This is a genomic window from Mycobacterium sp. GA-1285 (assembly GCF_001499905.1).
GTDB lineage: Bacteria > Actinomycetota > Actinomycetes > Mycobacteriales > Mycobacteriaceae > Mycobacterium.
Window position 1 is genome coordinate 69,395 of sequence record NZ_LQIS01000006.1, and the last position, 14,843, is coordinate 84,237.

Annotated in this window: 16 protein-coding genes; 6 read left to right on the forward strand and 10 right to left on the reverse strand. The window is 66.1% G+C overall.

Annotated features, from left to right (window positions below; translation table 11 throughout):
• Positions 1-33 precede the first annotated feature (33 nt).
• Complete coding sequence (locus tag AU193_RS05220) at positions 34-612, reverse strand: hypothetical protein (protein WP_064421356.1); 579 nt, start codon at positions 610-612, stop codon at positions 34-36.
• Positions 613-801: 189 nt separating this feature from the next.
• Here AU193_RS05220 and AU193_RS05225 point away from each other — a divergent pair, with 189 nt between their 5' ends.
• Positions 802-1,833 carry a fused (3R)-hydroxyacyl-ACP dehydratase subunits HadA/HadB gene (locus tag AU193_RS05225; protein WP_064421291.1) on the forward strand — a complete coding sequence of 344 codons (1,032 nt, stop codon included), beginning with the start codon at positions 802-804 and terminating at the stop codon, positions 1,831-1,833.
• A 4-nt stretch (positions 1,834-1,837) separates the two neighbouring features.
• Positions 1,838-2,692 (forward strand): SDR family NAD(P)-dependent oxidoreductase, encoded by an 855-nt coding sequence (locus tag AU193_RS05230; RefSeq protein ID WP_064421292.1) that lies wholly within the window; start codon positions 1,838-1,840, stop codon positions 2,690-2,692.
• A gap of 12 nt (positions 2,693-2,704) precedes the next feature.
• On the opposite strand, the gene AU193_RS05235 is transcribed toward AU193_RS05230, so the two are convergent.
• Positions 2,705-2,983: a DUF732 domain-containing protein gene (locus AU193_RS05235; protein ID WP_064421293.1), complete on the reverse strand. Its 279-nt coding sequence runs from the start codon at positions 2,981-2,983 to the stop codon at positions 2,705-2,707.
• 143 nt (positions 2,984-3,126) lie between these two features.
• Entirely contained in the window at positions 3,127-5,397 is a 2,271-nt protein-coding gene (locus AU193_RS05240; protein WP_064421294.1) for a catalase, read from the reverse strand.
• Between the two features lie 204 nt (positions 5,398-5,601).
• On the opposite strand from AU193_RS05240, the gene AU193_RS05245 reads away from it, so the two are divergent.
• On the forward strand, positions 5,602-6,066 hold the full coding sequence (locus AU193_RS05245) for a rhodanese-like domain-containing protein (protein ID WP_253867630.1): 465 nt from the start codon (positions 5,602-5,604) through the stop codon (positions 6,064-6,066).
• Between the two features lie 25 nt (positions 6,067-6,091).
• Here AU193_RS05245 and AU193_RS05250 read toward each other — a convergent pair whose 3' ends face one another.
• The 3 genes from AU193_RS05250 to AU193_RS05260 all read right to left on the reverse strand — a co-directional run bounded on the left by AU193_RS05250 (position 6,092) and on the right by AU193_RS05260 (position 8,978).
• On the reverse strand, positions 6,092-7,348 hold the full coding sequence (locus AU193_RS05250; protein WP_064421358.1) for an MFS transporter: 1,257 nt from the start codon (positions 7,346-7,348) through the stop codon (positions 6,092-6,094).
• Positions 7,345-8,454 carry a PLP-dependent cysteine synthase family protein gene (locus AU193_RS05255; RefSeq protein ID WP_064421295.1) on the reverse strand — a complete coding sequence of 370 codons (1,110 nt, stop codon included), beginning with the start codon at positions 8,452-8,454 and terminating at the stop codon, positions 7,345-7,347. The genes AU193_RS05250 and AU193_RS05255 overlap by 4 nt, the downstream gene beginning before the upstream one ends.
• 110 nt (positions 8,455-8,564) lie before the next feature.
• Entirely contained in the window at positions 8,565-8,978 is a 414-nt protein-coding gene (locus AU193_RS05260; protein ID WP_253867632.1) for a hypothetical protein, read from the reverse strand.
• Between the two features lie 194 nt (positions 8,979-9,172).
• On the opposite strand from AU193_RS05260, the gene AU193_RS05265 reads away from it, so the two are divergent.
• On the forward strand, positions 9,173-9,922 hold the full coding sequence (locus AU193_RS05265) for a DUF305 domain-containing protein (protein ID WP_064421296.1): 750 nt from the start codon (positions 9,173-9,175) through the stop codon (positions 9,920-9,922).
• Positions 9,923-10,004: 82 nt separating this feature from the next.
• Here the strand turns inward: AU193_RS05265 and AU193_RS05270 are convergent, their stop codons facing one another.
• From AU193_RS05270 to AU193_RS05280, 3 genes are all read right to left on the reverse strand, one after another.
• Positions 10,005-11,135 (reverse strand): ATP-binding protein, encoded by a 1,131-nt coding sequence (locus AU193_RS05270; RefSeq protein ID WP_082682856.1) that lies wholly within the window; start codon positions 11,133-11,135, stop codon positions 10,005-10,007.
• A 20-nt stretch (positions 11,136-11,155) separates the two neighbouring features.
• Positions 11,156-11,914 (reverse strand): response regulator transcription factor, encoded by a 759-nt coding sequence (locus AU193_RS05275; protein ID WP_064421298.1) that lies wholly within the window; start codon positions 11,912-11,914, stop codon positions 11,156-11,158.
• A gap of 99 nt (positions 11,915-12,013) precedes the next feature.
• Positions 12,014-12,640 carry a TenA family protein gene (locus AU193_RS05280; protein WP_064421299.1) on the reverse strand — a complete coding sequence of 209 codons (627 nt, stop codon included), beginning with the start codon at positions 12,638-12,640 and terminating at the stop codon, positions 12,014-12,016.
• A gap of 74 nt (positions 12,641-12,714) precedes the next feature.
• Between AU193_RS05280 and AU193_RS05285 the strand changes: the two genes are divergently transcribed.
• Positions 12,715-13,689, forward strand: coding sequence for a 1-phosphofructokinase family hexose kinase (locus tag AU193_RS05285; protein ID WP_064421300.1), 975 nt, complete (start codon positions 12,715-12,717; stop codon positions 13,687-13,689).
• A 28-nt stretch (positions 13,690-13,717) separates the two neighbouring features.
• On the forward strand, positions 13,718-14,491 hold the full coding sequence (gene surE / locus AU193_RS05290; protein ID WP_064421301.1) for a 5'/3'-nucleotidase SurE: 774 nt from the start codon (positions 13,718-13,720) through the stop codon (positions 14,489-14,491).
• Here surE and AU193_RS05295 read toward each other — a convergent pair.
• The gene (locus AU193_RS05295) at positions 14,488-14,796 is read right to left on the reverse strand and encodes a hypothetical protein (RefSeq protein ID WP_064421302.1); all 309 of its coding nucleotides are present in this window, start codon (positions 14,794-14,796) and stop codon (positions 14,488-14,490) included. The genes surE and AU193_RS05295 overlap by 4 nt on opposite strands.
• Positions 14,797-14,843: the final 47 nt, after the last annotated feature.

A 14,843-nucleotide genomic window follows, 5' to 3' on the forward strand; every position in this document is an offset into this window, starting at 1 on the left:
CATGCCAACGCCGGCACACGACGCGGCTATTCCTCAGGCCAGCGGTTCACCGAACTTGCTCAGCACATGCCATTCGCCGCCGAACATGTCGAGACCCTGCCCGTGGGCGTCCCTGTCGGTTTGATCCCCCGCATAGCGGTAGAGGGGATGGCCGCGGTATGTCACCTGTTCGCCGTCGTCGCGACGCGGCACGGTCTTGGCGGCGGCCACGTCGATGCCGATACCGCCGGCCGGATCGGAGTCCGCCAACAGTGGCAGCCAGGTGTCGGCACATTCGCCGTAGCACGTGGGTTCGTTCGCCGCGTCGTTCGAGAAGACGTACAGCGTGCGGCCGGTGCTGTCGACGATGATCTCCCCGAGGTCGCCGCGGTCGTCAATGCCGAGCGAGACGTCACCGATCGGCGGTTTCCGCTCGTTCGACGGCGGCGGATCCGGCGCCGGGGTACGCGCCTCGGTGCGCGGTGCGGCCAACGGCGCCTGGGTGCCAGACGCCCCGGACGTCGCCGTGCTGTCGTTGGTCTCCTTGTTCTCGAGCGCGGCGCACCCGGAAAGTGCCGTGAGACTGACCATCAGGATCGACGCGCACGTCGACGCCGTTCGTGGCGTGGGCATGGTCAATCCATTTCCGTCGGTGTCGCCGCTCAAACGTGTCAGCGGCGCGCATGGCCTTCGACGTCGGGTTGACGTAACAGGGCTTGCCCGCGGCTGTGCATCCATGCTCGACGAGGTTCGAGGTTTGCGGGCGTTAGTGTGCTTGGGGTCGGCCTAATCGACAAACCGGCAGAAAAGATGAGCAGATCTATGACCGCAGCACCCGAGACGTCGGAAATCGAAGCGCGGGTCGGCCATTGGTACCAGATGGACGACACCTACCTCGTCGGCCGCGAGAAAGTGCGCGAATACGCCCGTGCGGTGCAGGACTACCACCCGGCGCACTGGGACGTCGCTGCCGCCGCCGAGCTGGGGTATTCGGGTCTGGTGGCGCCGCTGACGTTCACGTCGGCCCCGGGGATGACCTGCAATCGCCGGATGTTCGAACAGATCGTCGTCGGGTACGACACGTATCTGCAGACCGAGGAGGTCTTCGAGCAGCACCGCCCGATCGTGGCCGGCGATGAACTCCACGTCGACGTCGAGCTGTCCTCAGTGCGCCGGATCGCCGGCAGGGATCTGATCACCGTGACCAACACCTTCACCGACACCGCTGGCGAGCGGGTGCACACCCTGCACACGACCGTCGTCGGCGTGACGAGCGACGATATGGATCCGGCGATCAAAACCGCCGTGCACAACAAGATGATGCACGACGTCGACATCCTCGCGGTCAGTGAGCACGACGGCACATACGAGAAAACCGTGCGACCCGAGGGCGAAGTTCAGATCTCCGATAGCGGCATGGCCCGCACCCCGGGGACCCCGTCGTTCGATGACGTGAAAGTCGGCGACGAGCTCCCGGTTCGCCACACCCGCCTGTCTCGAGGCGATCTGGTCAACTACGCCGGCGTTGCCGGTGACGCCAACCCGATCCACTGGGACGAGGACATCGCCAAGCTCGCCGGTCTGCCCGACGTGATCGCGCACGGCATGCTCACGATGGGGTTGGGCGCCGGATTCGTTTCCGCATGGTCGGGCGATCCGGGCGCGGTGACGCGCTATGCGGTGCGGCTCTCCGCGCCCGCGATCGTGTCGGCCAAGGAGGGCGCCGACATCGAGTTCAGCGGCCGGATCAAGTCCTTGGATCCCGCGACCCGCTCGGGCGTGATCGTGGTGGCGGCGAAGTCCGCCGGGAAGAAGATCTTCGGCCTGGCCACCGTGAACATCCGCTTCCGCTGAGATCGTGTCAACTGACTTCGACCGCAGGGACCGCAAGGCCTTCGACCTGACCGGCAAGGTCGTCGTGGTCGTGGGCGCGGGGCAGAGTCCCGGCCCCGGCATAGGAAATGGGCGGGCCATCTCCATTCTGGCCGCGCGCCACGGCGCAGAAATCGTGGCGGTCGACTTGAACGCCGCAGCGGTGCAGGAAACGGTCGAGATGATCGTCGCCGAAGGCGGCAGCGCCTACGCCGTCGAAGCCGATGTCGCCGACAAAGGCGACTGCCAGAACATCTTCGACACAGCGATGGCGACCAGCGGTCGCGTCGACGGGATGGTCTACAGCGTGGCCACCAATCCCCCGTTCGACTTCGACTCGAACTCGATGACCGTCGAGAACTTCAACTACGGCATCAACGTCAACATGCTCGGCTGCTACCACTGCAATCTCTTTGCCGCCCAATGCATGGAGCGCAACCCCGGCGACACCGCCGGAAGCATCGTGAACATCTCGTCGATCGCCAGTGTCAAGAACGAGCTCGGCCTGAACATCGGCATCATGCCCTACGCACTCGGCAAATGCGGTCTGAACCACATCACCGAGCTGGCCGCCGTCCAGTTCGCGGAGGCCGGAATCCGGGTCAACACATTGATGTTGGGCCCCATCGACTCCGTTCTGGCCAACCGGGAATCGCGATCGCTGTTCGGGTTGGAAGCCGACGAGGCGACCGAAAGACACAACGAGGTCGTCAGGCTCAAGATGGGCCGCGCCAGCGTATGGGAATCCGCGTATGCCGCGCTCTACCTGCTTGCCGACGAGTCACGCTTCATGACCGGACAACAGATCCGCTTGGACGGCGGGGCGACCCTGGTGCGGTGACGGGTCGCCCGGTCAGCAGAGTCGCAGGAGTGCGCGGCTGACGATGTCCATCGCCGCGCCGGTCGAGATGCCGAGGTCCGCGCTGATCATCTTGACCGCGTCCGGTGCCAGCACACCGACGCTGGTGGCGGCGCAGGCCCGGTAGCCCTGCGTGAGCAGTTCCTCGGCCGTCAGGAAGCTGTACCGGGGCTGGAGGTCACGCAGGTACTCGTCTTCGGTTGCACCGGCGGGCGCGGCCAAAACAACGGCGAGCGTCGCGAGCCCGGCTCCAATACGCATCACGGCGAACATGTCGAAACCTCCATCGCATCGGGTGTTCCCAAACCATGGACGGATCCCATTCGTCAGGTAGCCCGATGGTAAGCCCGCGACGACACGACCGGGGCGCATTCAGCAAACGTCTGTGCAGCCTCGCGCCCGTCCCCACGCACCCGTCAGACGACGACGACCCGGTCCCACACCCGGTGCTGACCGAGCGCGTTGAGCAGCGACTGGGCGAGAGTCGCCGCATCGGAGCCCGAAAACAGACCCGGCCCGTCGGTCGGAACCGCCGCGGTGGCAGCAAGTTCCGTGCCTTCGGGCAGCACCGCGATCGCCTTGTGGTGCCGGAAGGCTTCGTCGACAATCGTTTTCGCTTTGGCGGTAGTGGGCGATCCCGCGATGAGTATCGCGTCGAACTCCACCGAACGGGCGGTCGCATAGGTGCGGGATACCGGTACGGTGCCACCGTCATGTTCGAGGGTGCCGCCGTGCGCGGCCACCACGAACGGCACGTTCTTGGCCGTCGCGATCGCGGTGACAGCGGCCGCCACTGCGGCGAGGTCGGAGTCCGGACCCGTGAGGATGCCGATCTGGCGGCCCTCGACGGGCCATTCCTCACCGACTTGCGACACCGCGGGACTGAGCAGCACGGGATCGACGGGGGCGACGGTGGGAGCCGGCGCCTCGAGGCCCAGCCCCTCGGCCACCTTCGCGCACAGGTCGGGGTCGATGTTCGCCAGCGCCACCAGTTGGCGCTCCTTGACCGCCTGCTCGTAACACTTGCCGAGTTCGAAGGTGTACGCCTCGGCGACGTGCTCCTGTTCGGCCGCGCTCAAGCTGCGGTAGAACATGGTCACCTGGCTGAAGTGGTCGTCGTAGGTGGCCGGTGCGTCGCGGCGTTTCGTCGACTCCGGAATGACGGTAGGCACCTCGATGAACGCGCCGGTGTCCGCCCCCGCGAGGAACGGGCAACCGCCGTCCAGCGAGTTCGGCTTGTACGGTGCCACGCCGGGATGCACACCGGACTGGTGGAACCCATCGCGGAACATGTCGTTGACCGGAGCGTGCGGCCGGTTGATCGGGATGTGGCTGAAGTTGGGACCCGCCAGCCTGGTGATCTGGGTGTCGAGATACGAGAAGAGCCGGGCCTGAAGCAGCGGGTCGTCGGTGATGTCGATACCGGGCACCAGATGGCCGGGATGAAAGGCGACCTGCTCGGTTTCGGCGAAGAAGTTCGTCACGTTGCGGTTGAGTTGCAGCGTTCCGATGACCCTGACCGGGGCCAGTTCCTCGGGCACGATCTTGGTCGGGTCGAGCAGGTCGATGCCCTCGAACATCTGCTCCGGGGTGTCCGGGAACACCTGCACCCCGAGGTCCCACTCGGGATAGACACCCTTCTCGATCGCGTCCGCGAGGTCGCGTCGATGGAAGTCCGGATCCACCCCGCCGGTGATCTGCGCTTCTTCCCACACCTGGGAGTGCACACCGAGCCGGGGCTTCCAGTGGAACTTCACCAGTGACGTGGATTCGTCGGGCCCGATCAACCGGAACGTGTGGACGCCGAACCCCTCCATCATTCGGTACGACCGCGGAATCCCGCGATCGGACATGTTCCACATGGTGTGGAACTGGGCCTCAGTGTGCAGCGAGACGAAATCCCAGAAGGTGTCGTGCGCACTCTGCGCCTGCGGGATCTCGCGATCCGGATGCGGTTTGGCGGCGTGCACGACGTCGGGGAACTTGATGCCGTCCTGGATGAAGAACACCGGGATGTTGTTACCGACGAGGTCGAAGGTGCCTTCGTGGGTGTAGAACTTGGTGGCGAATCCGCGGGTGTCGCGCACCGTGTCGGCCGAGCCGCGGTTGCCCAGCACGGTGGAGAAGCGGACGAAGACCTCGGTCTCCGCGCCGGACTTCAGAAAGGCTGCCTTACAGATCTTCTCGGCGGCACCGTTGGCGCGGAACACACCGTGCGCACCGGCGCCGCGGGCGTGCACCACCCGCTCGGGGATCCGTTCGTGGTCAAAGTGCGTGATCTTCTCGCGAAGGTGGTGGTCCTGCAACAGAGTCGGCCCGCGCTCGCCGGCCTTCAGGGAGTGGTCGGTGTCGTAGAGCCGCGCGCCTTGCGCGGTGGTGAGGTACGCGCCCTGCTGTCCGCGGGCGGTCAATGGTCCCTCGGTGGAAGCGCCCGTCGCCGTGCGCAGTTTCGGTGCAGTCTGATCGGGCTTCGGCGGCAGGGGCTCGCGCGGGGCGGTCGGCTCGTCGATCGACGGCGCCTCCGGACCGGGCGCGCCGGGAATGTATGACGGGTTGTGCTGTTCGGCCTGGCCTTCACGCTTGAGCTCTTCGTTGCCGAGTAGCGTCCCGGCCGCCTCCTTGGCCTTGCCCTTGGCCTCTTCGACGATGCCCTTGACGGCTTCTTTGGGTGCGCGGTCGTCCGCCATCGGTCTCTCCTTCTCATGGCTTTTCCGGGGCCGAACATCCTCGCTGGCTCGTGACCCATTGCGGCGGCGGGTTTCCATTTCTGGGGCAGTCGAAACTACGGAGCCATTCCGAAATACGGAGCCACTCGAAACACATCTCAAGGATCACCTGGGGTTGCTCCCGACGGGTTCGGCGCTTGTACCCCTGGGGGGTACATTCGTGGCGTGTCTGAACTCGAGGGACCCTCGGTGGTCACCCGGCGGCCATGGCGATTGCTGGCCGCGGCCGTGGCTGCGGCCGGCTCGGCTGTGCTGGTCGGGTGCGCATCAGAAACGGCACCTCCGACATACCCATCGCAATCAAAGGTCGCCAGCGCCGCACGGTTGGTCAACCCTGACGAATTCGTCGCCGCGATCTCCGAGCCCGGTCGGTTGACGGTGAACGTCCACGTGCCCTTCGAAGGCGACATCCCGGGCACGGACATGTCGATCCCATTCGATGAGATCGCCGCGCAAGCCGAACGCCTCCCAGCCGACCGCGACACCGCCCTGGCCATCTACTGCCGCTCCGGGCCGATGAGTACTGTTGCGGCTGAAGCACTTCGCACTCTCGGCTACACCAACATCGTCGAACTCCGCGGGGGTATGCGCGCGTGGCAGGCCGACGGCCGTCAGGTTATCGGCATCTGACGTCTTTTCAGCACGAGATTGTGCCTCACGGCGTTGCCACCGTGTCGGGAACCTGAGCCTGAAGTCGACCGGCTCGTTCCAACCGGTAGAGCGCGAGCGCCGCCAGCAGGCCGATGGTGCTCAAGACGATCCACGTCAGTTCTGCTGATCCGGCGTCAGCAGCTCTTTGCATGAGCGCCCCTGTGCCGAGATTGCCGACGAGGATGCCGATTCCGACGATGGTGTTGTAGAAGCCGTAATGCGTTGCGATCAACCGTCCGCCGGCCAGTGAGACGACGGTGTCCATTTCGAACGGGAACACCGCGGCTGATCCGACCGCCAGCACCGCAGCGCCGAGCAGGAGTGCGCTCACCGCCGCAATCTCGCCGGCACGGCCGTCGTCGGGAAATACCGCCATGGGGGTGAACGCCGATGCGAGGATCAGCATGCCGATCACCAGCGAGTGCCCTGATCCCCAGCGCTTGGCGAACCATTGCGTGATCCTGAGCTGGCCGGCGACGGCGACCAGACCGGAGATAACGAAAATCCCTGCGACCACGACGGATTCGGCGTGCGGCATCAAATTCTTGGCGTGTAAGGGCAGGGCCAGATAAACCTGGAACGACAGCACATACGAACCGATCATCGCCGCGGCGAAGAGCAGAAACGATCGGTTCGCCACAACCGCCCTCCAGTCGTCCAGTATCGACGAGTTGTGTTGTGGCGAGGCGGCGTTGTGCTTCGGAAGCGCGAACAGCTGCGCGATCGTCAATGCCGCGAAAACGGCCGCCGCGCCTGCCGCAGCGATGCGGAAGTCGAGCGTCAGCAGCGCCAGCCCGACGAGCGGTCCGGCGAGGATACCGCCTTGGTAGAAGACGTTGAAGAGCGCAAATGCCTCGACACGCCTCAGGCCGGCGTCGGCGGCAAGGTAGGCGCGCACAGCCGGGTTGAACAGCGCCCCAGCGAATCCCGTTGCCGCCGACGCGATCAGCAGGGCGGGTAGGGACTCGGCGAAGACCAGCAGTCCAAAGCCGGCAGTGCGCAACAGGCAGCCCGCGACAATGAGCGGTTTGTACCCGATGCGGTCGGCCAGGGTTCCGCCGACGATGAACATGCCCTGCTGGGAGAAATTGCGTACTCCGAGCACCAAGCCGATGGCCCATGCGGCCATCCCGAGCGGGCCTGCCAGGTATCCGGCCAAGTAGGGCATCAACATGTAAAACCCGAGGTTGATACCGAACTGGTTGATCATCAACAGCCGACTCGGCCACCCGAAGCTGCGAAACTCGCCGACCACGCTCATCGCACACCCCTCACCGGGTCCATCACCGTGGTGCACCGTGTCCACGACGACACAACCCGTTCGGTCGGATGGTCGATGACCGCCGGTCCGGTCGGCGGTGGGACACCGAGAAGACCATGCTGGCGGCAGAAGTCGTCGTTGTAGACCGTATCGAAGTAGCGCTGCGGGCCGTCCGGGAAGACTGCGGCGATCGTCATGTCCGCCGGGTAGGTGTGTGCCGCCCATCCGGCGACCAGAGCCACTGCGCCGACACTCCAGCCGCCGCTGGCGTAGTGGGTGGCGGCCAGCGTGCGACAAGTCCATACGGCTTCGGCGGGCGCGACCCAGTGGACCTCATTGAAGGCCTGGTAGTCCACGTTGCCGGGAAAGATGCTCGACCCCAGGCCGCGCATCAATCGTGTGGTGGCCGGTTGGCCGAAGATGGTGGAGCCCACCGTGTCGACGCCGATCAACTGCATGTCTGGGTTGAATTCCCGCAGGACCCGAGCCACCCCGGCCGAATGACCACCGGTGCCGACGGAGCACACCAGCACGTCGACGTTGCCGAGTTGTGCCTGCAGTTCCAGTGCGAGTCCTCGGTATGCGTCCACGTTGTCGGGGTTGTTGTACTGATCCGGATACCAGGCGTTGTCATCCGAGGCGAGAAGCTGTTGTACTCGCTCACGACGTGCCTGCTGCCAGCCACCGTCAGGATGCGGCTCGGTCACCAGGTCGACATCTGCGCCGTACGCCCTCAGCATCCTCTGGATCATCGGCTCCATTCCCGGATCGGTCACCAGGGTGACGGGATGGCCGTAGACGGTACCCGCGAGAGCCAGACCTAGCCCAAGTGTGCCACTTGTTGATTCGATGATCCGGCTACGTGGGCGAAGGGCTCCGGTCACGCGGGCACGCTCCACCATGTACATGGCCGGTCGGTCTTTCATGCCGCCGGGACTGAAACCCTCGAGCTTGGCCCAGAAACCTCGCTGAGCCGATGTGAAGGGCTCCGAGATTCGCAGGACTGGGGTGTGCCCGACCATGGTGCCTGGGCGCTCATACCGGGCGAGACATCCCTGACCCTGGCGATGTGACTGAAGAGCGTGAAGGGACAGAACGTGATTCATCTAGGTGCATCGCTTCTGCGTCGAGCCGCGAACTGAGGACGCGGCAGCTGATGACGGGCGGCGGTCTCCGACCGTGCCGCACTCCGGCGGCGTGGTCTGACGCCGCCGGATCAGCGTCGCGCGATGCAGAGCCGGGTCAGCCTCACCCGGCCCGATAGGACGGCCGACCGCTGCCGGGGCGGACCGCGGATGGCAGCGAGTTCGGGTTGACGCCACCGCACCAAAACGGCCGTGAGCGTACCGATCAGCGCCAGAGCGAGCAAAGAGTTGGACGTCCGCGGGAGAACACCCTCGGCGATCGCGTCCGGCGGTAGCGGGATCGGGGCGTCACTGATGTGCGAATGCTCGACGACCACGGACTGTTCGTGTCCGAGTGCGGACGAGAGTGCATGCGGTCCGTGTGCCGGGGCGATGTCGTTTGCCGGCAACGTCCATCCGGCGGCGACCGCCACCACCCACAACGCCAGGGCAAGCGCAACCATCGCGGGGATCCGCGTCCAGGGGAGGGCCACCTTGCTACTCACAATGTTGCCGACTGTAGCAGCGGAGGTGACCCAGGCTTGCGGGCTGGAAGAGTTGACGCCGTCTCGTTATCGCGCTGCGACTGGGCGTGCTGCAGCCGGGGCGGCTCCTGCGTGCGCGGTTCTTCATCGAATCTTCACAGAACGACTAGAGCAGGCTTACACCCTCCGAGAAAGCTGGAGTCGAACCGTGTGCAATGGCGAAAGGATGCGCTGTGAACAAAACCAGGTCCGTGGTGGTCGGAGTCGCCGCCGTGGCCGCGACGTCGGTCATCGCTGCGTGTGGTACCACAGCGAGCAACCAGTCGACGTCGGCATCGCCGACAAGCGCTCAGACCTCGAGCTCAGCCCCGGCAGCAGCGCACAATCACGCCGACGTGATGTTCGCCCGACACATGATCCCGCACCATCAGCAGGCGATCGAAATGAGCGACATGATCCTGGCCAAAGAGGGAATCGACCCCCGGGTTGTTGATCTGGCGAAACAAATCAAGGAGGCGCAGGGCCCCGAGATCGCCCAGATGCAGGGTTGGCTGGACCAATGGGGCATGTCGGGAATGCCGGGGATGAGCGGCATGCCGACCCCGGGTGGGCCCGGCTCGAACGGCACGCATGGGAATATGCCGCCCGATCACGGGGGCATGCACGGTTCTGGCACCGAGACGTCCTCTCCCACGGGGTCACCGATGCCCGGGATGGGTGACATGGCCGGTATGGAAGGAATGATGTCGCCAGGCGATATGCAGGCGCTTCAGGACGCACAGGGCGTGGAGGCCAGCAAGCTGTTCCTCACCCAGATGATCGAACATCATCGTGGCGCAATCACCATGGCACAGAACGAGATCAATGACGGTCAGTTCCCGGACGCCATCGCGATGGCCAAGTCGATCGTGAGCAGTCAGCAGAAGGAGATCGACACCATGAATCAGATTCTCAGTTCGCTCTAGGACTCAGGCGCCCGATCGTCACTGCACGTCGCGCTATTCCACGCGGGCGAAGGTTCCAATGCGCGTGCCGGCTATCTCGCCGTTATGAGGTGATGGCCCGGCTGGCCTCGGACTCCTCACGGAGGACCGACGTCGGTGGCCGGACAGGCACGGTCACGGTGAAGGTGGTTCCCGTTCCCGGTCCGCGACTGGTCGCGTCGATGCGGCCGCTGTGAGCCTCCGTCAGCGCCTTGGCGATCGCCAGGCCGATCCCCGCCCCACCCTTCTCGCGAGTTCGGGCCATGTCGGCGCGATAAAAGCGCTCGAACAGATGCGGGAGGTGTTCAGCCGCAACGCCTTCGCCGTCATCGGTGACGGTGAACACGGCGTCGCCCCCGTCGAGTGCGACGGCAAGGATGACCTGTCCGCCGGCAGCACTGTGGCGCAGGGCGTTGTCGAGCAGATTCCCCAGCACCTGAGCCAGGCGCTGCCTGTCGGCCCACATTCGGGGCGCATCGATCACGCGGGTGGTCAGCGTCACCCCTTCGCTTGCATAGCGATCGGCGATCGCAGCGCTGACCGCGCCGACCAGTTCACCCGCGTCGACCCACTCCAATGAGATGGAGGTGTGGGCCTCTTCTGCTTGTGCCAGCGCCGCGGCGTCTGCCGAGAAGCGCACCAACCGACCTGTCTGCTCACGCAACATGGCGATGGTCTCCGCGTCGAGCCTCTTCACCCCATCCTCGACCGCTTCCAGATAGGCCTCGAGGACCGACACCGGAGTTCGGATCTCGTGGGCCAGGTCTCCGAAGAGCAGCCGGCGAGTCGATTCCACCGCCTGCAAGCGGTGCGCCATCTGATTGAAGGCGTAGGCCAACCCATCGAACTCACCGCCCAACCGCGGCGGTGCGACCCGGACGCCGTAGCGGCCCTCGGCTACAGCGGCTGCTGCTGCGGAGATCTCGGCCAGCGAGCGCTGCACGCGCCGACTCAAGTACGCAGTAACGACGAGTGCGGTCAGAGCCGCCACCGCCACCGCGACAGCAATCGAGATGGCGGTGGCATGCCGGTACGCCTGCTCGGCGTGGAACTGCTCACTGGAGTTGGGCGGGACACCCGCTTGATGCAGGTGGTCGCGAAACAGCGGCGGTCCGGCCAGCAACGCGACGACCCAGGTTGTGACGCCCCCGGCGAACAGCACCAGGGCCTGCCCCAACAGCAGCCGGTGGCGCATCCCGGAACCCACTTGCGCGCTCACTGCCCAGTTCCCATTCGATAGCCCACGCCGCGCACAGTGAACACAAACCTCGGATCGGCGGGGTCGTCACGCAGTTTGCGGCGCACATGACCGACGTGGACGTCGACCAGATGGTCGTTACCGACCCAGGGTTCTCCCCATACCGCGTCGATAAGCTGTCGGCGGCTCCAGACGACACCCGGGCGCGACGTGAGCGTGGCAAGAATGTCGAATTCGGTGCGGGTCAGCGTGATCAGTTCATCGTCGAGGCGCACCTGCCGCCCAGCGATGTCGATGGAGAGAGGGCCGAAAACGCGCGGTGCCGGTATCTCGGCGCTCACCGGGCTGGCTGAAGATGCCGACGACGTCACGATGCGTGGACGACGCAGCATGGCCCGGATACGCGCGACCAACTCGCGCGGACTGAAGGGCTTGGTCACATAGTCGTCTGCGCCGACCGAGAGACCGACGATCGTGTCGAGCTCGGTATCACGGGCGGTCAACATCACCACGTAGGCGTCGGAGAACGTCCGCAGCCGGCGGCAGACCTCCAGCCCGTCGATGCCCGGCAAGCCGAGATCCAACACCACCACGTCCGGATCGACGTCATGTGCGACGTCGAGCGCTTCGTCCCCCGTGTGCCGCACTGTGACGTCGAAATGCTCCCGCTCGAGATAACTCGCCACCACTTCCGCCAGTGGCGCCTCATCATCGACCACCAGTGCCCGGTAGCCGGGGGCCGCGGGTCCGTTCGGTGACTGCAAGGCGTTGTCCATCACTACATCGTGCCGCTCTTCCCCGCGACTCCCTCGGCATGGCCGGGTTGTCCGGCGGTCAGCCCGTAGCCAAGCCGGTGCGCTGGCGGGCCGCCCACGCTACGTCTGATCACTCCGCACCAAGGCCGCGTCGAAGAACGCCAACTCCAGTCGCATCGCGCGCCGATAGGCCACCCGTGCTGCGTCGACATCGTCGGCGTGCTGATCGAGCAGTCGTTCCAACAAGGACGCCACCTCCTCGAAATCGGGGTCGGCGTAGATCTGCACCCATTGCGCATACGGCCCGGCGGAATCGGCGTCGAGCGTGCCGCCGATATGCGCGTAGAGACGCATGCACGGGGTCATCGCCGCACACACCACACCGACCTCGGCGGTGGCGGCGGTGGCCAGCAGGAACTCGGTGTAGGCCAGTGTCGCCGCGGCGGGCTCGACGCCGGTCATGTCGATACCCCACGACGCGGCATAGGACGCGTGCAACCCGAGTTCCTCACGCACGCCGGCGAGTAGATCGGCGAACGTCAGCAGGGTGGCCGTATCCGAGCTTCGGGCCAGGGCCAGACCGTATGCGCGAGCGAAGGATTCGAGAAAGAACGCGTCCTGGGCGATGTACCCGGCGAACAGATCGCGCTCCAGTGAGCCGTCCTCGATGCCCCGAACGAACGGGTTGGCCAGCACCTCGGCCACGACATCGGCGTTCTCCGTCCACAACTGGGTTGCCAGTGACATGCCACCTCCCACACCTTGGTCTGATGGACTCTAGCCAGCGGGTAGGCACCGCGCGGATGGGTACTAGGTAACCCATGACAGAAAGGAAATCTCGCGGTGACGATTCGGACGGCGCCTCAGCCGTCGTCATCTTCGCCCCGCTGCCCGTTCTGACCGTCACGATCGAGAACCGCTCGGGTGAGGCCGACATCCACGTGCACGCCGGAGGTCAGGGTGTCTGGCAGTCGCGCATGATGTCCTCGCTCGGTGTGCCTGTCGTGCTGTGCTCGGCCTTGGGCGGCGAAACGGGGGACGTCCTCGGCCATCTTCTGCCCGCGCACAACATCACCGTGCAGACCGTTCCGGTCAGCGCGCGCAACGGATCGTACGTGCACGACCGCCGCTCGGGTGGCCGCGAGGTGGTAGCAGAGGCTGCCGGCAGCCCGCTGGACCGCCACGAACTGGACTCCCTCTACGAGCTCACCCTGACCGAGGGTTTGACCCATGGGCGGGTCCTGCTCTCCGGTCCACAGGAAGACGATGTGCTGCCGGCCGACCTGTACCGCCGCCTGTCCACCGATCTCAGCGCCAACGGCTGCAAGGTGGCCGCGGACCTTTCCGGCGAACGGCTCGAGGCGGTGCTCGCGGGCCGACCAGACGTCATCAAGGTCAGCCACGAAGAGCTGCTCGACGACGGCCGGGCGAAATCCGAGGACGCGAAGCATCTGGTCGCGGCCATGCGCTCCATGCGTGACGAAGGTGCGGGCACGATCGTCGTGTCGCGCTCCGGTGACGCCCCGGCCTTGGCGCTGCTCGGTGAGGAGGACGACGACGGTGACGTTGTCGAGATCACGATGCCGACCTTGGAACCGGCCGATTCGGCGGGTGCCGGGGACTCGATGACCGCGGGCATCGTCGCCGCACTGGCCAGCGGCCGCCCGCTGCGCCGGGCGTTGCAGATCGGGGCGGCGTGCGGGGCGCTCAACGTCGTGCGGCACGGGTTGGGCACCGGCGGCGAGCGCGCCGTGGAAACGCTTGCCGAACGGGTGGAATTGCGCCCGCTGAAATAGCGGCCATCGAACTGGAGGAGGTCGACGCTTGCCGCGCGCACTGGTGACCAACGACGACGGGATCGACTCTCCCGGACTGCACGCCCTGGCGAGTGCGGCACTCGAGGCGGGGTTGGAGGTGATCGTCGCCGCCCCGGCCGAGCAGGCCAGCGGGGCAAGCGCGGCGCTGAGCGCAGTCCGTCGTGACGGCCGCACGGTCGTCGAGCAGCGCGAACTACCCGCCCTCGACGGCGTCGAGGCGTGGGCGGTGCAGGCTCAACCCGGACACATCGTCGCCGCCGCGCTCAACGGCTGGTTCGACCCGCGACCGGACCTCGTCCTGTCGGGAATCAACCACGGCGCCAACGTCGGTCGGGCCATCCTGCACTCCGGAACAGTCGGCGCGGCACTCACCGCGAAGATCAGCGACACCCGCGCCCTGGCGGTGTCGCTGGACGTGGCACTGCACCCCACCGGCGAGCGGCACTGGAAGACCGCCGCGGGTCTGCTGGCGCCGGTGCTGGAACTGCTGCTCGACGCACCCGACGGCACCGTCCTGTCCCTCAACGTTCCCGACCGGCCCGCGGATGAGATCGGACCGATTCGCCATGCGCGGTTGGCGCGCGGTGGCGCGGTGCAAACGAGAGTCGAGGAGGTGCGCAATGGGGGCGTGCGCCTGACCGAGGTGGAGGTGCCCGACGAGCCCGAGGAGGACACCGACAGCGCGCTGCTGGACGCCGGACATCCGACGCTGACGGAGCTGCGATCGGTCGAGGCGCACGACGGCGAACTCGTGCGAAAGTGGCTGGGCGACGGGCGCTAGGCCGTTATCCGCATCTCCTCGCCCGGATGAGAACTGAGCGTGACGATCACCGCGCCGCTTCCGGTCGCGAACGTGGCGTTGGCGTAGCCGTAATGGATCGCGACGCGGACTCCGTCGCCCAGCCGGTCACCGATCTGCACCGGTACCACCTGAGCCTCGGCGCTCACGCTGCCCCCGCACGTCGGAGAGGTCACCACGGGAACGCGTCCGAGCTGTGCGGAGGGATCGGCGTGGGCGATCGTCGTGCATGCCCACGGTGCGGTCAGCGCGAGTACGAGCCCGCCGGCGACACGAAACGAAGCCATGCTGAGTCATCGGTCGCGGCATCACCGGCGTTAGCCGGGTCGGCGGG